The 17,958-nt window shown below is 64.6% G+C and carries 21 protein-coding genes; 6 read left to right on the top strand and 15 right to left on the bottom strand.

The features are described 5' to 3' along the window. Nucleotides 1–201: 201 nt before the first annotated feature. Nucleotides 202–1,575: an 8-oxoguanine deaminase gene (locus NY023_RS11145; RefSeq protein WP_013972095.1), complete on the top strand. Its 1,374-nt coding sequence runs from the start codon at nucleotides 202–204 to the stop codon at nucleotides 1,573–1,575. 60 nt (nucleotides 1,576–1,635) lie between these two features. Here NY023_RS11145 and NY023_RS11140 read toward each other — a convergent pair whose 3' ends face one another. Continuing rightward, nucleotides 1,636–2,127: a GNAT family N-acetyltransferase gene (locus NY023_RS11140; RefSeq protein ID WP_013972094.1), complete on the bottom strand. Its 492-nt coding sequence runs from the start codon at nucleotides 2,125–2,127 to the stop codon at nucleotides 1,636–1,638. A gap of 286 nt (nucleotides 2,128–2,413) precedes the next feature. Between NY023_RS11140 and NY023_RS11135 the strand changes: the two genes are divergently transcribed. Then, nucleotides 2,414–2,782, top strand: a complete 369-nt coding sequence (locus tag NY023_RS11135; protein ID WP_013972093.1) for a hypothetical protein — start codon at nucleotides 2,414–2,416, stop codon at nucleotides 2,780–2,782. Nucleotides 2,783–2,943: 161 nt separating this feature from the next. Here the strand turns inward: NY023_RS11135 and NY023_RS11130 are convergent, their stop codons facing one another. Beyond that, nucleotides 2,944–3,090, bottom strand: coding sequence for a DUF2986 domain-containing protein (locus NY023_RS11130; protein WP_013972092.1), 147 nt, complete (start codon nucleotides 3,088–3,090; stop codon nucleotides 2,944–2,946). A gap of 153 nt (nucleotides 3,091–3,243) precedes the next feature. Here NY023_RS11130 and NY023_RS11125 point away from each other — a divergent pair, with 153 nt between their 5' ends. Then, nucleotides 3,244–5,022: a phosphoethanolamine transferase CptA gene (locus NY023_RS11125; RefSeq protein ID WP_080563760.1), complete on the top strand. Its 1,779-nt coding sequence runs from the start codon at nucleotides 3,244–3,246 to the stop codon at nucleotides 5,020–5,022. Nucleotides 5,023–5,046: 24 nt separating this feature from the next. Here NY023_RS11125 and NY023_RS11120 read toward each other — a convergent pair whose 3' ends face one another. Genes NY023_RS11120 through NY023_RS11105 form a run of 4 tightly spaced genes read right to left on the bottom strand, consistent with a single transcriptional unit; the run spans nucleotide 5,047 to nucleotide 8,453 of the window. Then, complete coding sequence (locus tag NY023_RS11120) at nucleotides 5,047–5,580, bottom strand: membrane integrity-associated transporter subunit PqiC (RefSeq protein WP_013972090.1); 534 nt, start codon at nucleotides 5,578–5,580, stop codon at nucleotides 5,047–5,049. 11 nt (nucleotides 5,581–5,591) lie between these two features. Next, nucleotides 5,592–7,232 carry an intermembrane transport protein PqiB gene (locus tag NY023_RS11115; RefSeq protein ID WP_013972089.1) on the bottom strand — a complete coding sequence of 547 codons (1,641 nt, stop codon included), beginning with the start codon at nucleotides 7,230–7,232 and terminating at the stop codon, nucleotides 5,592–5,594. Beyond that, nucleotides 7,216–7,860, bottom strand: coding sequence for a paraquat-inducible protein A (locus NY023_RS11110; protein WP_013972088.1), 645 nt, complete (start codon nucleotides 7,858–7,860; stop codon nucleotides 7,216–7,218). The genes NY023_RS11115 and NY023_RS11110 overlap by 17 nt, the downstream gene beginning before the upstream one ends. Further along, nucleotides 7,857–8,453, bottom strand: a complete 597-nt coding sequence (locus NY023_RS11105) for a paraquat-inducible protein A (protein WP_013972087.1) — start codon at nucleotides 8,451–8,453, stop codon at nucleotides 7,857–7,859. The genes NY023_RS11110 and NY023_RS11105 overlap by 4 nt, the downstream gene beginning before the upstream one ends. Nucleotides 8,454–8,603: 150 nt before the next feature. On the opposite strand from NY023_RS11105, the gene NY023_RS11100 reads away from it, so the two are divergent. Then, nucleotides 8,604–9,077, top strand: coding sequence for a YMGG-like glycine zipper-containing protein (locus NY023_RS11100; RefSeq protein ID WP_003259312.1), 474 nt, complete (start codon nucleotides 8,604–8,606; stop codon nucleotides 9,075–9,077). A gap of 48 nt (nucleotides 9,078–9,125) precedes the next feature. Here NY023_RS11100 and NY023_RS11095 read toward each other — a convergent pair whose 3' ends face one another. Further along, entirely contained in the window at nucleotides 9,126–10,031 is a 906-nt protein-coding gene (locus NY023_RS11095) for a LysR family transcriptional regulator (RefSeq protein WP_013972086.1), read from the bottom strand. Between the two features lie 150 nt (nucleotides 10,032–10,181). Then, on the bottom strand, nucleotides 10,182–10,367 hold the full coding sequence (locus NY023_RS11090; protein ID WP_023663548.1) for a hypothetical protein: 186 nt from the start codon (nucleotides 10,365–10,367) through the stop codon (nucleotides 10,182–10,184). 201 nt (nucleotides 10,368–10,568) lie between these two features. Between NY023_RS11090 and NY023_RS11085 the strand changes: the two genes are divergently transcribed. Then, nucleotides 10,569–10,955 (top strand): VOC family protein, encoded by a 387-nt coding sequence (locus NY023_RS11085; RefSeq protein ID WP_013972085.1) that lies wholly within the window; start codon nucleotides 10,569–10,571, stop codon nucleotides 10,953–10,955. Nucleotides 10,956–10,962: 7 nt separating this feature from the next. Here the strand turns inward: NY023_RS11085 and NY023_RS11080 are convergent, their stop codons facing one another. The 7 genes from NY023_RS11080 to NY023_RS11050 are packed head-to-tail and all read right to left on the bottom strand — an operon-like array spanning nucleotide 10,963 to nucleotide 17,246. Then, nucleotides 10,963–12,330 (bottom strand): sensor histidine kinase, encoded by a 1,368-nt coding sequence (locus NY023_RS11080; protein WP_013972084.1) that lies wholly within the window; start codon nucleotides 12,328–12,330, stop codon nucleotides 10,963–10,965. Further along, on the bottom strand, nucleotides 12,327–12,989 hold the full coding sequence (locus NY023_RS11075; RefSeq protein ID WP_013972083.1) for a response regulator: 663 nt from the start codon (nucleotides 12,987–12,989) through the stop codon (nucleotides 12,327–12,329). The genes NY023_RS11080 and NY023_RS11075 overlap by 4 nt, the downstream gene beginning before the upstream one ends. A 2-nt stretch (nucleotides 12,990–12,991) precedes the next feature. After that, the gene (locus NY023_RS11070) at nucleotides 12,992–13,633 is read right to left on the bottom strand and encodes a tetratricopeptide repeat protein (RefSeq protein ID WP_013972082.1); all 642 of its coding nucleotides are present in this window, start codon (nucleotides 13,631–13,633) and stop codon (nucleotides 12,992–12,994) included. Then, entirely contained in the window at nucleotides 13,630–14,436 is an 807-nt protein-coding gene (locus NY023_RS11065; RefSeq protein ID WP_013972081.1) for an SDR family oxidoreductase, read from the bottom strand. The genes NY023_RS11070 and NY023_RS11065 overlap by 4 nt, the downstream gene beginning before the upstream one ends. Next, a complete protein-coding gene (locus NY023_RS11060; RefSeq protein ID WP_013972080.1) occupies nucleotides 14,423–15,103 on the bottom strand; it encodes a TenA family transcriptional regulator in 681 nt (226 codons plus the stop codon). Before NY023_RS11060 ends, NY023_RS11065 begins: the two co-directional genes overlap by 14 nt. A gap of 15 nt (nucleotides 15,104–15,118) precedes the next feature. Further along, nucleotides 15,119–16,579 (bottom strand): AMP-binding protein, encoded by a 1,461-nt coding sequence (locus NY023_RS11055; RefSeq protein WP_013972079.1) that lies wholly within the window; start codon nucleotides 16,577–16,579, stop codon nucleotides 15,119–15,121. Beyond that, nucleotides 16,569–17,246, bottom strand: a complete 678-nt coding sequence (locus NY023_RS11050) for a thermostable hemolysin (RefSeq protein WP_003259304.1) — start codon at nucleotides 17,244–17,246, stop codon at nucleotides 16,569–16,571. The genes NY023_RS11055 and NY023_RS11050 overlap by 11 nt, the downstream gene beginning before the upstream one ends. Nucleotides 17,247–17,357: 111 nt before the next feature. Here NY023_RS11050 and NY023_RS11045 point away from each other — a divergent pair, with 111 nt between their 5' ends. Beyond that, nucleotides 17,358–17,927: a hypothetical protein gene (locus NY023_RS11045; protein ID WP_013972078.1), complete on the top strand. Its 570-nt coding sequence runs from the start codon at nucleotides 17,358–17,360 to the stop codon at nucleotides 17,925–17,927. Nucleotides 17,928–17,958 lie beyond the last annotated feature (31 nt).

Raw genomic sequence — 17,958 nt, 5'->3', positions numbered from 1 at the left:
TGGCCTCTTCGCGGGTAAACCCGCTCCCACAGGTACTGCACAGTGCTTGAATTCTGTGTAGTACCTGAGGGAGCGGGTTTACCCGCGAAGAGGTCGGCACAGGACCATCAGCCCTGTATACAATCCGCAAAAACCTTGCTTACAATGCCATGCGCCTATGACATCGGTAATCGCCGATGCGTATTGCGACAGGCTTAAGCCATGTCATCTACAAATGCTCCAAGAACGCTACTGGTCAAAAACGCCGAACTTCTGGTCACCATGGACGGCGAACGCCGCGAGATCAAGAACGGCGGAATGTTCATCGAAGGCAACCTGATCCGTCAGGTCGGCCCCAGCGATACCCTGCCACAGCAGGCCGACGTGGTGCTGGACATGTCCGGCAAGGTGGTCATCCCGGGCCTGGTCAACACTCACCACCACATGTACCAGAGCCTCACCCGCGTGGTGCCAGCGGCCCAGGACGGCGAACTGTTCAACTGGCTGACCAACCTGTACCCGATCTGGGCACGCCTGACCCCCGAGATGATCGCGGTGTCGACCCAGACCGCCATGGCCGAACTGATCCTGTCCGGCTGCACCACCTCCAGCGACCACCTGTACATCTACCCCAACGGCTGCAAGCTCGACGACAGCATCCATGCCGCCGACGAGATCGGCATGCGCTTCCACGCCGCGCGCGGCAGCATGAGCGTGGGCCGCAGCCAGGGCGGGCTGCCGCCTGATTCGGTGGTGGAAAAGGAAGCCGACATCCTCAAGGAATCCCAGCGCCTGATCGAGGACTATCACGACGCCAGCCACGGCTCGATGCGCCGCATCGTGGTGGCGCCCTGCTCGCCGTTCTCGGTCAGCCGCGACCTGATGCGCGAAGCCGCCGTTCTGGCGCGCCAATACGGGGTGTCGTTGCACACCCACCTGGCCGAGAACGTCAACGACATCGCCTACAGCCGCGAGAAGTTCGGCATGACCCCCGCCGAATATGCCGAAGACCTCGGCTGGGTCGGCCACGACGTGTGGCACGCCCACTGCGTGCAACTCGACCAGCATGGCATCGAGCTGTTCGCCCGCACCGGCACGGGTGTCGCCCACTGCCCATGCTCGAACATGCGCCTGGCCTCGGGCATCGCCCCGGTGCGCAAGATGCGCGACCACGGGGTGCCGGTGGGCCTTGGGGTCGACGGTTCGGCATCCAACGACGGCGCCAGCATGATCGGTGAAGTGCGCCAGGCCTTGCTGCTGCAACGGGTTGGCTTTGGCCCCGACGCGATGACTGCGCGCGAGGCGCTGGAAATTGCAACGCTCGGCGGCGCCAAGGTGCTCAACCGCAATGACATCGGCGCACTGGCGCCAGGCATGGTGGCCGATTTCGTCGCCTTCGACCTCGGCCATGTGGCCTATGCCGGTGGCCACCACGACCCGTTGGCGGCGCTGGTGTTCTGCACCCCGACCCAGGTGCACACCAGTGTCATCAATGGCCGTGTGGTGGTGAAGGACGGCCAGCTGGCCACGGTCGACCTGCCACGGGTGCTGGAGCGCCACAACCAGTTGGCACGCCAGCTGGTCAGCGGCGAATAAGCAACCATTCAGGGCCGCCTTGGCGGCCCATCGCCGGCAACGCTGCCGTGTCTTGCGAAATCAGAGGACCATGAGCATCTCATGCCAGGCCATGCCGCCGTGGTCCGACGGCGACGGTTTCACGTACTGATACCCCAGCTTCTGGTACAGGGCCACATGCTGCTCCTTGCACATCAAGTGGATGGTCAGCTTGCCCGCCGCCTTCATGCGTGCGATGAATTCATCCATCAACTGCTTGGCGTAGCCTTTGCCCTGATGCGCCGGGTCAACCACCACCGACATGATCACCACGTTTGGCGCCGCCGGGTCGTGCCCGACCAACTCCTTGAATGCCTCATCGGACATCACCACTTCGTGGGCACAGCCGCTGTTGATGAAACCGACGATCTCGCCCGCGTTTTCAAGCACCAGGAAGCCCTGCGGATACTGCGCGATGCGGGTGCGGATCTTCTCCAGCGTGGCCGCCTCGTCGCCTTCGTAGGCACCGATTTCGATGGCATAGCAGCGTTCGGCATCGGCGGCTGTGGGGGTGCGAAACTGGGGGGCGCTCATGGCGGGTTTCCTTGGTAATGGGCAAAAACAACCGCCATGGTAAATGAGCGCCGCTGCCACAGGTACAGCTTGTTTTGTGTCGCCATAGGCGCAAGGTGCCCTTTTTTGAAGCGCTGAAGGTCTACAAGTTGTTGCCGCTGCGAACTTTTTCCCGTTTACCGGTCTATGTGGGAGGCACAGAAAGGAAACGGAACGCGAGACTAGGTTCGCCCGACACCTGCTGGCCTGATGGCTCAATTGTTATCAGAGGTTGGCTTCGCTCATGAAAATACATGTCGCAAGGTTGATGCTGCTCGGCCTGTTCTCGTTCGCGGCGATGGGCACGGCATCGGCAACACAGATGAAGGCGCCCGCAGTGGCTGCCCCGGCGGTTCAATCACCGTTGCAGCCTGCCGGCAACCCCTGGTCCAGGGTGGCCAGTGTGGCCGATGAACAGCCAGCCACGTTGCTGGCCCACGATGACGACCGCTGGCATGACCACCGCAGCGACTGGCGCCGCGAACAGTGGCGCCGCGAGCAGGCCCGCCGTGATTGGGAGCGCCGGCGAGACTGGGAACGCCGACGCGACTGGGAACGGCGCCGCGACTGGGAGCACCGCCATGAGCGGGCCATGCACCACCGCTACAACGATGACTACCGCTACTATCGCCGTTGATCGTTGATCCGCAGTTGGCACGCTCGATGTGGGAGCGGCCTTGTGTCGCGAAAGGGCTGCGCAGCAGCCCCAGCATTGGTTGCCGTAATGCTGGAACCAGGGGGCCGCTCTGCGGCCCGATCGCGACACAAGGCCGCTCCTACAAGGTCCGCGCCAGCCAGTCAGGTGGGGGTATCCCCCGCAGCCTCGGCCTCCATCTTGAAACGGTCGGCCTTGCAAATGTACTTGGGCTTGCGCGGCGCCAGCTTGGCACTGGCCTTCTTGGCGTGCGCCTGCAGTAGCTGCTTGATCTTCTTGCGACGGTTCATTCTCACTCGACCTGTCAGTCCGGTTTGGCTGAATACATCATACCTTGCCTGGGCCAGCGTCTCGTTGACGTTATTTTCACGCTCGGCAGATTAGCGTCACGCCCTTTCCGGCCACGAGCACATCCGCTGGCCGCCAAGTACGACGAGGCATACGTGTCACACACTCCATCCCCCTCCTCGCCCAAGCGCGTGGATTGGGCCGGCCTGGGCTGGCTTTTGCTGTTCTTCTGGTACTTCTCGGGGGTGACCCAGGCGTTGCTGCTGTTCAGCGGTACCACCGGGTTCGCCGGTTTTCGCGATGCATTCTTCCTCAGCAGCCTGTGGCTGGCCCCGGTACTGCTGCTGCCGCGTTTCACTCGCGCCACGGCAGCGGTCATCGGCCTGGTGTTGTGGGCCGCTTCACTTGTGGGCCTGAGCTACTTCGGCATCTATCGCCAGGAGTTCTCGCAAAGCGTCATTTTCGTGATGTTCGAGTCCAACACCGCCGAGGCCGGTGAGTACTTCAGCCAGTACTTCAGCGCCTGGCTGGGCCTGGCATTGCTGTTGTACACGCTGGGGGCGGTGCTGCTGTGGAAGCGCGTGCGCCCGGTCAGCCTGCCACTGCGCAGCCGCCTGCCGGTGGTCGCCCTGTTGCTGCTGGCCAACCTGGTGTACCCGTTCTACAAGCAGATGGTCACCCAAGAGCGCAGCTTCGCCGACGCGGCGGAGAAAGTGCAGCAACGCATGGAGCCCGCCGTGCCCTGGCAACTGCTGGTCGGCTACCGCCAGTACCGCCAGCAACTGGACAACATGCAAGAGCTGCTGGCCAAGAACGCCGCGCTGCCGCCCCTGCAGAACCTGCGTGACAGCAGCGGTGCAGCGCCACGCACGCTGGTGCTGGTGCTGGGCGAATCCACCACTCGCGAACACATGCACCTGTATGGCTACAACCGCGACACCACGCCCAACCTCGATGCGCTGGCCGCCAGCGACAAGGGCCTGACGGTGTTCCGCAACGTGGTGTCGCCACGCCCGTATACCATCGAAGTGATGCAGCAGATCCTCACTTTCGGCGACGAGCAGAACCCGGACCGTTTCCTCACCGACCCGTCGCTGATCAACCTGATGAAACAGGCCGGCTACAAGACCTTCTGGATCACCAACCAGCAGACCATGACCAAGCGCAACACCATGCTGACCACCTTCTCGCAGCAGACGGACGCGCCGGTCTACCTGAACAACCAGCGCAACCAGAATGCCAGCCAATACGACGACGTGGTGCTGTCGCCGTTCGAGAAGGCACTGCAGGACCCGGCGCCAAACAAGTTCATCATCGTGCACCTGCTGGGTACGCACATGGACTATCGCTACCGCTACCCGAACGACTACGCGCACTTCAACGACCGCCAGGGGGTGCCCGGCAAGCTGACCGACGACCAGGTGCAAACCTACAACTTCTACGACAACGCGGTGCGCTACAACGACTACGTGGTGTCTAGCCTGATCAAGCGTTACTCGGCCAGTTCCCCCAATGGTTTCCTGCTGTACCTGTCCGACCATGGCGAAGATGTGTACAGCTCTGGCAACCACGACCGCCTGGGGCGCAACGAAGGCGCGCCGACCCGGCCGATGTACACCATCCCGTTCTTGCTGTGGACTTCGCCAAGCTGGCAGGCCGAGCACCCGCGCGACTTGCAGGCGATGGCCGATCGCCCCTACAGCAGCTCGCACCTGATCCATACCCTGTCCGACCTGGCCGGGCTGAGCTACGACCGTTACGAGCCGGCCAAGAGCCTGGTGAGCCCGCAGTTTCTGGTGGCGCCGCGCTGGATCGGCGACCCGTACCGCAAGGATGGCCTGCGCGACTTCGACCAGTTGCCAATGGACAAAACCGAGCGGGGACAGGAAACGGTCAGCAGTGGCAAGAAACAGAATGCTGGACGCCTGAACTGATCACCCTGCAGGAGCGCGAGACGCTCAGGATGCAGAACAGCTGCCCTGACGGGCACTCACCCGCACCGCCTCGGCCAGTTTGCGCAGATTGGCCTGGTGGGCATTGACCAGGCTGGCGATGCTGTTGTCTGCGGGCGTCTGTAGCGAGGTACGGCAGGTCAGTTCGGCCTCCCCCGAGCGCGTCAGACGCCATACCGCCTCCAGCGAGGCGTAGCGCCCCGGCACGGTATCGAAGCGCTGCACGTCCACGCGCAACAACACCTTGCCGCCACCCACCGGCCCGCCCAACTGGTCCTGCAAGGCGCTGCGAAACTCATCCACCAGGTTGGCGCCCCACCACTCCGTCTCGAGGATGGCCAGGCCGCTCTGCCCTTGCCGCACCACCAACTGCGGGCGGTCCACTTGCGGCGGCACGACCACCCTCGCCACCTGGATGCGCTGGCCACCGTCGCGTACAGGCTCGCTCGGTACCAGCGTGTGATAGTTGTTCGGGGTACTGCTGCAGCCCAACAGCACTGCCAGCAGGCCGGCGCCACATACATTGCGCAGTCGAAGCATCGGCTGTCTCCTCAGGGTTCCAGCTCGGCGGCAGTGGCCGCTTTCGGCCGGCCGCGTATCAGTGATTCGGGGTGCCGCCCCAGGTAATCGGCAAGGTCTCGCAGCGAACGCGACATGCGCTCCAGTTCGTCCAGGGTTTCCCCCATCCGCTCGCGCTGCGGCGAGTCCTCGGAAATGGCCGAATTGGCCGTGCGCAGAGTCTTGTGCACTTCGTCCAGTGCCACCTTCACCTCCGGCAGCGTCTGGCCATTGAACTGCTTGAGGCTGGCACGCAGCTCTCGCAGGCTGCCGTCCAGGTTGCTGGCGATGCTCTCCAGCGGCAGTTTGCTGATGCGCTCCACCACCCGCTGCAGCTGTTCCTGGAGCTGCTCCAGGCTGCCGGGCAATGTGGGGATGATGATAGGGTCTGCGGTCTTGTCGAAGGTCACCTTGGGGGCATCCGGGTAGAAGTCCAGGGAGATGAACATCTGCCCGGTGATCAGGTTGCCGCTGCGCGCCTGGGCCCGCAGGCCGTGCTCGACGAAGGTGCCGATCAACCGTCGCGCGCCGTCCATGTCACCTTCGGAATGCTTGAACACAGACAGCATCTTGCGGTGTACCGGCCCCAGCCGCTGCGGGTAGATCACCGCTTCGACCACCACCGGGAAGGTCTGGCGGGTGGCATCATAGTCGAGCTGCACCGATGTGACTCGGCCAAACTCGACCCCCTTGAACTCCACTGGGGCGCCTACCGACAAGCCGCGCATGGCCTGGTCGAAGCGCAACTGCAGGTACTGGGCCTGGCCACTGGGCGGTGCCAGGGCGGTATCGCGGTCGGCAAACAGCTGGAAGTGCGCCTGGTCGGCAGCAGCCTCGGCTTGCGGGGCGAAGTCGGGCGAGCCAAAGGCCAACCCGCCCACCAGGATCGATGACAGTGATTCGGTATCGATCTTCAGGCCGTTGGCACCGATCTGCATGTCGACGCCACTGGCGTTCCAGAAGCGGGTATCGACGGTGACGAAGCTGTCGTAAGGGGCCTGCACGAACACGCCGATCTCCACGCCCTTGCCATCGCCCTGCAGGGCAAAGGACACCACTTCGCCCACCGGGATCTTGCGGTAGTAGATCGACGAGCCAATATCCAGCGAGCCCAGGTCACTTGCGGTCAGGACAAAGCGCTTGCCCTTTTCGTCGTAGGTGATCGGCGGTGGCAGCTCCAGGCCGACAAAGGACTTTTCCGGCACTTTCGATTCGCCGGAATCCGCCCCGATGAAACTGCCCGACAGCAGCGTGTCCACGCCGGACACGCCGCCCACGCCAATGCGTGGCCGCACCACCCAGAAGCGCGCCCCCTGGGTGGCGAAGGCACGGGCGTCGTTGGACAGCTGGACCTTGGCGACCACGCTCTTCTTGTCGTCGGCCAGGTCCACCGTGGTGACTTCGCCGATCACCACGCTGCGGTACTTGACCTGGGTCTTGTGCGCCACCAGCCCTTCCCCGGTGTGGAAGGAAATGGCGATGACCGGGCCCTGCTGCATCCAGTTGCGCACCACCAGCGAAGCGCCGATCAGGATCGCCAGTATCGGCACGATCCATACCAGCGACACGCTCCAGCGCCGGGTGCGCACTTCAACCTGCCCCGCGCCATCGCGCTTGTCAGTCTGTTGAACCATCAATGCGGCCTCCCTCGTTGGTACGGCTATCCCAGATCAGGCGTGGATCGAAGCTCATCGCAGAAAACATGGTCAGTACCACCACCATGCCGAAAAACAGGATGCCCACCCGCGGCTCGATGGTGCCCAGCCCGCGCAGTTGCACCAGCGCCGCCACCAGCGCCACCACCATCACATCGAGCATCGACCAGTAGCCGATAAGCTCGACGAAACGGTACAGCTGCGAGCGCTGCCGGCAGGCCCAGGTAGAACCGCGCTGGGCGGTGAACAGCAACAGGCCGAGCGAGAAGAACTTGATGGCCGGCACACCCACGCTGGCAATGAAGATGATCAGCGCGATGTCCCAGGCCCCTGCCTCCCAGAACTCCAGCACGCCGCCGCCGATGGTGCTTTCGCTGCCACTGCCGAGCATTTCGGTGTGCATCACTGGCAACAGGTTGGCGGGAATGTAGAAAACCAGCGCCGCCAGCAGAAACGCCCAGCCACGGCTGATGGCATTGGCCTTGCGCCGGTGGATGGCGGCACCACAGCGCTCGCAGGTGTGCTTGTCGCTGCCCAGTTCGCAGGCCTGACCGCAGCCATGGCACAGGCACAGGCCCAGGTCGTCGGCGTTGGCCGGGGTATTCATACCTGCTCCCAAAGGCCGCGGATGTCCTTGCCGGCGATATGGATGATCAGCATGCTCAGCGCGGCCAGCGCCAGCAGGCCGATGCCAGGTATCACATCGAGAAACCCCGCCAGCTTGATCACCGCCACCATCGCCCCCAGCAGGCACACCTCCAGCATGCTCCAAGGCCGCAGGCCCTCCAGGCTGCGCATGCACAGGGCAAAACCGGGTGCGCGCTGGCCGGCCAGGGCGAAACCCAACACCCAGCACAAGAGGGTAATCTGCAGCACCGGCGCAAAGATGATCGACAGGGCCATGACCAGGGCGATGAAGGTGATGCTGCCGTGGCTGAGGATCTGTACCGAGTCCCATAATGTCGCGGAATGGGTGAGCCCTTGCATGCCGATGGTCATCACCGGGTAGGCGTTGGCGAACACCAGCAGGATGCCACCCGTCACACTCAGGGCCAGGCGTTGCTGCACCGTCAGCGAGGTATGCCGGTACAGTACGCCGCCACAGCGCTGGCAAACGGCGCGCTGGTGCTTGAGCAGCGGCGCACGGTGGTACACCGTGTCACAGTACTCACAGATGATCAGTTGCTGGCTCTGGCTCATGGGGTTTCCACAGGTAGCCCGGATTCACGCCGTGATACGCAGGCGAACCACGTTTGATATCCGGTTTAGACCATCCCGGCAAAACTGCCATCATCGGCAGCAAAGAGAACTATCCTGTGAAACGGGATCCCCACCCGCTGGAGGTTTGCCATGCGTACGTTCACGTGGAGTTGCCTGCTGGTGCTGCTGTGCGCGGCATCGGCAGCCCAGGCGCAGTCGGTGGTGCCGCTCAAGGGCCAGAGCAGCCAGCAGATGCAACTGGATATCAATGATTGCAATACTGTCGCGACCAATGCCGCGAACAGTGCCGCGACCTCCAGCGACCCCCATGTCGGTGGCCGGGTACGCGGTGCCGCCGCCGGCGCGGTTGCCGGTGCGGCAGGCGCGCAGGTGCGCGGCAACCAGCACGACGAGCTGTATGACCGGGTCGGTGACGATGCCAAGGAGCAATACCGACAGAACCGCGCCGGCGAAGTGGCCGCCGCCGGTGCTGCGGTTGGTGGCATGCGCCAGCGTCAGGACCGCCGTCAGGACCGGCGCGGCCAGGACGAAGCGAAAGCCCAGGCTCATGCCAGTGCCTACGCCGGCTGCCTGCAAGGTCGCGGCTATCAGGTCAACCCCTGATCAGCAGGCACGCCATGCCTCGGCAGGAGGATGCATGGCGTGCCCGTTTCAGAACTTGGCCAGTTCTTCCCGGCAAAACTCGACGAACAACTGCGCCGGCTTGGTCAGTTGCACCCGTTTCAACCACGCCGCCGCCAGCCCTGACAGCGCCACTGGCTCGGCGATATCCAGCATGGCCAGACGTTGCCCGTCGTAGGTGTACTCCGAATGCGGCCGCGTCACCAGCAGCGAAAAGCCAAAGCCCTGCCCGACCATGCCGCGTACCATCTCGATCGACGGCGAACTGAAGACGATATTGGGCGTCAGGCCCATTTCGTTGAACAGGCTGACGAAGTAGGTACGGCTGGGGGCAACGTCCAGCAGGATCATCGGCTCCGGGCACAGATCGCGCAGCGACACCTGGGCCTGCCCGGCGAAGCGGTGGTTCTCGGGGAGCAGCACATAGGGCTTCTGCGGCGGCATCAGCGGCTCGGCCTCGATGGTGCCGTCCAGGTCATGGTCGTAGAGGAACGCCAGGTCGAAGGTACCGGCAGTCAGACCCTGGATCAGGTCCTGCTGCTCGCCGTCGCGCAGGCGGATATCCACCCCCGGGTAACGCTGGCGAAAGCCGGCGATCAGGCGCGGCAGGTACAGCGGTGCCACGGTTTCGAAGCAGCCGATGTCGATTTGCCCGGCCACGGTGTCGTTGTCGGCCAGGGCGTTCTGCTCGAACTCGTGGGCCATCTGCAGCAGCGACTTGGTCTTGGCATAGAAGCGCTTGCCGCTGGGCGTCAGAGACACACCCTGGGCGTGGTGGCGGATGAACAGCTGCACGCCGAAGCTTTCTTCCAGGCTCTTGATGGCCGTGGAGATGGACGGCTGGGCAATGTACAGCTGGCGTGAAGCCTCGGCCACGCTGCCGGCCTCGACGGTGGTGACGAAGTACTTGAGTTGTCGCAATGTGTAGGCCGCCACGGGCACCTCTCTGACGCCGGTCTGGGCGCGCTGGGATCATGCCTGTCACTTTACCCTCGGCAGCGGCTGGGTGGGGGCCGGGTGATGAAGGATTTACCTATGGCTTGAGCAGGTTTTTACGAGGGGCGCGATGCGCCCCCCCCCTTTGCTTCACTCGAAATCGATATTGGCGATTACACAGTCATCACCAATCAGCTTGTACCCTGGCCTGCAGGGCATGCCGACTACTGGCCCTATACCGCGCTTGCGCCGGGACAACGTTGCCTGCGGTTCTGCATTTTCCAGCTGTTCGTGGTCGAGCGTGTCGTCTGGCTTGTTAACGGGTTCTTCTTGCATGGGGTTTACTCCTTGGTTTGGGTGGTATCGCCCGATCAACGCTACAACCCCCCATTGCCACCAACCCATCTGGAACTTTGACCGTGAAGAGAAATGCTGTCGGATCGCGTTGCAGGGTTAGCAGTGAACCCGGTGCCCTGGCCAAATGCCGCTGATTGTCTTTACTGGTACTCAACGACTCCAGGCATACGGTGTGCGTTCATGAAGATCATAGTCACCAGCATCCTCGTCGACGACCAGGCCAAAGCCCTGGCTTTCTACCACTACGTACTCGGTTTCGAGCCCAAGCACGACATCCCCATGGGCCGACACCGCTGGCTGACGCTCACCTCCCCCAACGACCCCAACGGCGTCGAGCTGCTGCTCGAGCCCGACGCGCACCCGGCCGCCAAGGTCTACAAGGCAGCGCTCAAGCAGGACGGCATCCCCGCCACCTCGTTCGGCGTGCGGGACATCCAGGCCGAATATACCCGGCTGTGCGCAGCGGGCGTGCAGTTCACCCAACCGCCTACTGCCATGGGGCCGGTCACCGTAGCGGTGTTCGATGACACTTGCGGCAACCTGATCCAGATCGCCCAGAAACACTAGCAAGCGTTCAGGGCTCCACGGGCAGGCGCAAGGTCGCGCGCAATCCGTGTGGCGTCTGGTTGCGCAACTGCACGCTGCCACCCAGGCGGGTCATGATGGTGCTGACGATCGACAACCCCAGCCCGGCGCCGTTGGTCGAGCCCTTGCTGTAGAAACGCTCGAACACCCGCTGCTGGTCAACCACCGCTATGCCCGGCCCTTCGTCGTCGACGCTGACCAGCAGGGCCTGGCCTTCGCGCTGCAGGGTCACGGTGATGCGACCGCCTGCAGGCGAATGGTCCACGGCATTGGCCACCAGGTTCTGCAAGGCAATACCCAGCGCGCCAGCGTCGGTGTGCAAATGGTAGTCGCCGTCGGCGATGTCCAGCGAAGGCTCCAGCCCGCGCTCCAGTATCCAGGGGGTAAGCTCTGCCAGGGTCTCGGCCACCACGCCCTCCAGGTCCACCCGCGGCCAGTCACGCCGGCCTGGTCGCGGCTCCAGGCGGGCCAGGGTCAACAGCTGGTTGACCACCCGGGCAAGGCGGTCGACACCGCCCATCAGGAACTGCAGGGCCTTGTCCCGCTCGGCAGCGCTGTCTGCATTCAGGGCGTTCTGCGCATGCAGGCGCAGGATGGCCAAGGGCGTGCGCATCTCGTGGGCAGCGTCGGCGATGAAACGGTGTTCGCGGCGCAGCAGGTCGTCGATCTGCCCGAGCAGGCGGTTGATCGCCGCCTGCATCGGCTCCAGCTCCTTAGGCAACGGCACCAGCTGCAACGGCTCGAGCGACTCGGCGTGGCGGGCGCGGATCACCCTGGCCATGTTCTGCAGCGGCCGCAGCCCCCAGCCTATGGCCGCCCACACCAGCAAGGCCAGGGCCAGGCTGCCGAACAGGAATGGCAACAGCGTGTGCTGCACGATGCGTTCGATCAGGTCGTCACGCACGTCGTTGCGCTCGCCCACCCAGATCACCCAGTGTTTTTCCGGCACCGGCAAGACAAAACTGCGCCAACGGCGCCCATCCACCACCACGTCGGCAAAACCCGGCACCCGCGGCGCCTGCCCCAGCTGCGGGGCGCTGGGCGTGTGTACCAGCAGCCCGCCGTCGTCGGCCCATACCTGGAAGGCCAGCTTGCTTTCGTAGCGGTGCCCCACCTTGTGGTGCCCGGCCTTGCTCAAGGCCTCGTCGAAGGCGCGGTACAACTCGTCACGGCTCTGCTCTTGCACCGGCAGGCTCATGATGCCCTGCAGCAGCCGGGCGTTCTGCGCCAGGTGGGCATCGTACACTTCGTTAATTTCGTGGCGGCTGTCGTGATAGTTATACAGCGCCAGCAACCCGCTGCCGACCAGCAACAGCAGCATCACCCGCCACAAGGTGCGTTGGCGCAACGAGCTCATGACTTGCGTTCCACCAGGTAGCCAATCCCGCGCACGGTGCGGATCAGGCCGTTGAACAGCTTCTTGCGCAGGTGGTAGATGTTCACTTCCAGGGTGTTGCTCTCCGGCTCTTCATCCCAGCCATACAGCAACTGGGTCAAGCGTTCGCGGGTGAACACCTTGCCCGGCTGAGCCAGCAGTTCGTGCAGCAGCAGGTATTCCTTGGGCGTGAGTACCACCGGCTGGCCCAGGTAGTGCACCTGCTGGCTGACCGGGTCCAGTCTCACCCCCGCATGCTCTATCAGCACCCGGGCGCGGCCGCTACTGCGCCGCAGCAAGGCCCGCAAGCGGGCCTTGAGTTCGTTGAGGTCGAAGGGTTTGACCAGGTAGTCGTCGGCGCCGGCGTCCAGCCCGGCGATGCGGTCCTCGGTGGCGTCGCGGGCGGTCAGCACCAGCACCGGCAAGCACTTCTCGGCCGCACGCAGGCGCCGCAGTAACTCGATGCCATCCAGGCGCGGCAAGCCCAGGTCGAGGATGGCCAGGTCGAACTCTTCGTGGCACAGGGCATGCAAGGCACTGGCGCCATCCTGCAACCAGTCGAGGGTATAGCCCTCGCGGCGCAGGCCGTCACAAATCCCCTCCCCCAACGCGGCGTCGTCTTCTACCAACAGCAAGCGCATGCTTAATCCTGTTTGTCCTTGATCGCTTTGAGTAAAGCATCGATTTCACCACGCCGGCCCTGGTCGGCCAACTCTCTCCCGGGCCGGGGCGGTGCCTGCAACGCCTTTTGCAGGGCGGCGCGGGCTTCGTCGTAGCGGTTTTGCCGGTACAGGTGGTCGGCCCAGAAATAGTTGCTGTCGATACCGTCCGGGTTGATCGCCAGCGCCTGGCGCAGCATGGCCTCGGCCTTGGCCTGGTCGCCGAAGCTCAATGGCCAGCCGGGCACTTGGTCGTACAGCGCGCCCAGGCTGGTGTAGGCCGAGCCTTGCAGCGCCTTGGGGTCCATGGCCAGGGCCTTTTCCAGGCTGGCGCGGGCGGCCTTGACCTTGCCCAACGCGCCCAGCCCACCGGTGGCGCCGGCCCAGCTGCTGTTGACGATGCCGTCCCAGATCAGCGGCTCGGCCGAGCCCGGATGCTGGCGCACCAACGCCGCCGACTGTGCCGCCAGGGCCTCGAATGCCCCGGCACGCTGGGCTTCGGGCAGGTTATAGCGAACCACCGCCCAGCGCTGCTGGATGGCGTTGAGTTGCTGGGTACCGTTCTGGTCGAGGGCCCAGGTGAACGGGGCGATGGCCAGCAGGCTGGCCAGTATCAGACGTTTCATTTGCTCGACTCCTTGCTGTGCCAGTTGCTGTAGCGACGGATCAGCGGCAATTGCTTGCGCAGGGCACGGTCGACCACGCCTGGCAGCATGCCGTTAAGGCGCACGAAGAGTTTCTCCGGCCAACCCAGGTACAGTTCGCTGCGCTCGGCCTGTACCGCGTCGAGCACCGCCCGGGCGACATCCTGCGGGTCATCGACGCCTACCTTCAACGCCTGATTAAGGGCCTGCGCGGCACTACTGTTCATCGTCGTGCGGGTAGTGCGCGGTGCGGCATACAGCACGTTCACCGAGGTGTCGGCAAGCTCGCGGCGCAATGCCTCGGAGAACCCGCGCAAGGCAAACTTGCTGGCGCAGTAGGTGGCATAGCCTGGGTAGCCGATGGAGCCGTAGATCGACCCCACGTTCACCACCAGCGCACTGGGCTGGGCGCGCAGCAGCGGCAGGCACAGGCGGGTGAGCTGCACGGCGGCCTTGATGTTGAGGTCGAACAACTCGTCGAGGGCGGCCTCGTCCATCTGTTCGAGCAAGGCGAAGCGGTTGACCCCGGCGGCGTTGATCAACAGGTTGCAACTACCCATCGCCCGCGCTGCCTCCAGCACGTCACGGCGGCCTTCGGCGCAGCGCAGGTCGGCCTGCTGCCAGCGCAATTGCCCGGGGTAGCGCGCCATCAGTTCGGTCAGCTTGCCCTGCTGCCGGCTGACCGCCAGTACGCGAGCACCGGCACTGCATAGCTGGGCCGCCAACTCCAGGCCGATGCCACCGCTGGCACCGGTGAGCACCGCCACGCAATCAGGCAAGCGCATGCTTTACCTCCTGATGCGCGGTACGCGGCAGCCCTTCGAACATGGCGGTATACAGGCGATACACCACTTTGGCAGCGTGGATTACCGCCTGCTGGTCTTCGGGCTGGTCCAGACGGTTCATCAGGCCACGGTAGGTGGCCATGTGGTCCTGGTCCAGGGCGCCGTGGGAACTCAGGTAGCTGAACGCCTTGTCCGGCAGGCCTAGGCTGCTCTGCAGGGTACCGGCAGCCTGGGTAGCCAGGGCAATGCTGGTGCCTTCGAGCACGTTGACCATGCCGAACAGCCCGACCGGGTTGCCACGGGCAATCTGGTCGTAGAGAAATGCCACCATCAGCTCGATGGGCAGTGCCGGCCGGCCGCCGACCACTTGGTGCGGGTCGCCACCGCAGGCGGCGATGTCATCGAGAATCCAGCGCTCATGGCCGTACTCCTCGTCGATGTACTCGCACACTGCGCCGCGCAGCCACTCAAGCCGCGCCGGCAAACGGGCCCCGCAGGCCATCATCAATGGCACGGTGTGCCGCACGTGGTGGTAGGCCTGGGTGAGAAAGGCCACATAGGCCTCGAGGCTGGCCTTGCCGGCCAGCGCGTCGAGGATGACCGGGACACTGAACAATGCCGTACGCTCGTCGGCGGTTTCCTGCTGCAGCATGTCGAAGAAAAGCATGGCAAACCTCGTAGATCATTGAAGGTCGGATAACAGGGACTGGTAACACCGCAGGATCTGTTCGCGGCGTGGCCGGCCGTTGGCGGTCAGGGTTTGCCCGGCGGCGCTCAAAGGTTCGGGCAGACGCCGCCAGGCATGCACCCGGGCATAATCCGGCAGGCCGGCATTGGCCTGGCGGATGGCCTGTTCCAGGGTGTGGTCGTCAGCCTGCGGGTCCAGCGGCCAGATCAACGCCAGGTTGTGTGCCAGGCCTTCGCCGTGGACGAACGCCTGGGCGATCACCCCGCCCTGGGTCAGTTCGGCCTCGACCCATTCGGGGTTGACGTTGCGCCCGAAGCTGGTGCTGTACTGGTGCTTCTTGCGCCCGGCCAGGTACAGGAAGCCGTCGCTGTCGAAGTGGCCCAGGTCACCGGTCGACAACCACGGCTCGCTGAAGGGTGGTTCGCCCAGGTAGCCGAGCAACGCCGAACCGGCCACCTGCACTTCGCCATCTTCGGCAATGCGCACCTGCACATGCGGCAGCGGCCGCCCGACACTGCCCGCACGATGCGCCCCGGGGCGGTTGAGGCATACCACCGAAGCGCATTCGGACAAGCCATAGCCCTCGAACACCGGTAGCCCGATGGCCTGGGCCCGGGCCAGCAGGCTCGGCGCCACCCGCGCGCCGCCCACCGCCACGAAGCGCAACGGGCCGACCCGCATCAGGCCGCGCTCGATGGCGGTGACCAGCCCAAGCAGCAGTTGCGGCACCAGGATCAGGCTTTCGGCACCACTCAAGGCGATGGCGCCCAGCAATTGCTTGAAGTCGACCTGGCTGGCACCGCGAAAACCCAGTTGCGCCTGCGGATACAGGGCAATGCTCGCCCCGGCCAGCAGGGCCGCGTACAGGCCCAGGTTTTCCAGCAGCACCGCCAGAGGCAATACCGCCAGGTACTTGCCGGGCGCCGTGGGCCGGCTGGCAGCCTCCAGCTCACGCGCTACCCGCAGCATGGCCTCGGCGCTCAGGCATACGCCCTTGGGTGCACCGGTACTGCCGGAGGTGTAGGTGACTTTCGCGGTGCCCGGCGGCAAGGGTGCGGCCGCTGGCGGCTGCCGGCTCCAGAAGCGCTCACCGGCAGTGAAGCCGCTGGCGTGCAAGTCGTCAGCGAAAGCCTCTTCGGCCAGCGCCAGCACCGCCCCGCTCTGTGCCAGGCAGTGGCGGCGCTGGGCGCTGCTGAAGAACGCCGGCAGAATAACGATGGGGCGCCCCGCGAATAGCGCAGCCAGGTCCCAGAACAGCGCCTCGGGACCGTTCTCCAGGGCCAGGGCGAAACTGCCCGGTGGCTGCGCGCTCAGCCAGGCCTGGCGTTGCTCGACCTCGTCCAGCAATTGTTGATAGGTGAACGGCCCGCCAAGGCCCAGCAACGCCGGTTGCGCCCCTCGGTGGCGGGCATGCAGTTGCAACACTTCCCTGAACAGCTGGCATTCACGCGGCATGGCCGGCCTCCTGCACGCTCGCGGGCAAGCCCAGCCGCTCGAAAACGCCGCCGCGGGCCAGGGCTGCATGGCCGTAGCCGATGTTGCCAACGAACACTTGCGGGTGCTGAGCGTAGTAACTGCCCCAACTGTCGGCATCGCCGTTCAGCCGGCCAGGGTCGGCCACAGCCAGCGCCGTCGGCACCAGGCCCAGGCGATGAAAGCTGTTGACCAGGGTCGCGGCACCGGTGAAGGCCACCCACTGCAAACCGCGGGCGGCCAGCAACCAGGTCACGGCAATGATCATGATCCGCGCGCTGCCGGCGCTGAGCGCGGCCAGGTTGCCCACTTCGACCAACTGTGCACGGCTCACCGAGCTGCCAGACAGCCGGGTCACGGCCGCTTCCAGCGGCTCATCCAGGTAACGCTCGAGGAAGGTCGGCCCACTGCTGGCCAGGCGTATGCCGGCGGCGGCCATCAGGCGCCCGTGGCTGTCATGCAGGCCGAGCAGTTCGGGCAGGTAGTGCTGCACGTCGGCGTGGTGCGCACAGGCAAAGCGGGCGTGAATGAACTGTTCCAGCTCGTCGCGCCCGGGCTCCCCCGGGCGTTTCAGCGTCATGCGGGCAAGCCGCTCGCCGTGGCTGCCGATAGCCAGTGGAAACAGGCTGGCGCTGTCTGCCTGAGTCATGGCGGTCCCCCTTTCAAGTCAGGTGTTGGGGGCAGTATCAGGGGGCAATCTGAAGCCAATCTGAAGTGCTACATTTGCCATTGCCCTCACGCGCACCAACAAGGAAAACAGATGCGCCACGAATTCAGCGAAGTGCTCAACGACCTGGTCGACTACTTTCTGCTCGGCGATATCCAGTTGCTCGAGCGCTTCAAGCAACAACATGAATTGCCCGACGACCTTGCCCATGCCTTCACCCACGGCGACAGCGGCGACCAGGCCGTGCGCGAAGGGGTCGTGCTGCCACTGGCCGGCGTCGATAACCTGCCCTACCGCATCCTGTTCACCCTGGACAACCATACCCCGGCCCTGCGCGAACCCGGCAGCCGCCTGAAGCACCGCCGCAATGGCTATGTGCTGCAGGTCGAGCACGGTGCGCTGATGCTGTACACCTGGCGCATCCTGCAGCACTTCACGCCCAAGACACTGGGTGACCTGATGGCGCGTTACCAGGTGCCGGGGCGGCCGATCATCGAGCTGGACAATGGCTGGTATGACGTGGAGGTGCTGGCGGGTGCACTGGTGCGGGACGGGCTGTACGAGCCAGCGTTCGAGTTCGTGTTGAAGAAGCGCTGGAGCCGCGGCGAGGCTGCTGGGGTGGATACCGGGTATGCCTTTGGGTTGCGTGGCTATTTCGACTGATGGGCTGACTGTACCGGCCTCTTCGCGGGCT

The sequence above is a fragment of the Pseudomonas sp. NBB genome (genome assembly GCF_032701105.1).
GTDB lineage: Bacteria > Pseudomonadota > Gammaproteobacteria > Pseudomonadales > Pseudomonadaceae > Aquipseudomonas > Aquipseudomonas asiatica.
The sequence above is the reverse complement of the archived record's forward strand: the minus strand, read 5'-3'. Positions and strand labels throughout refer to the sequence as shown.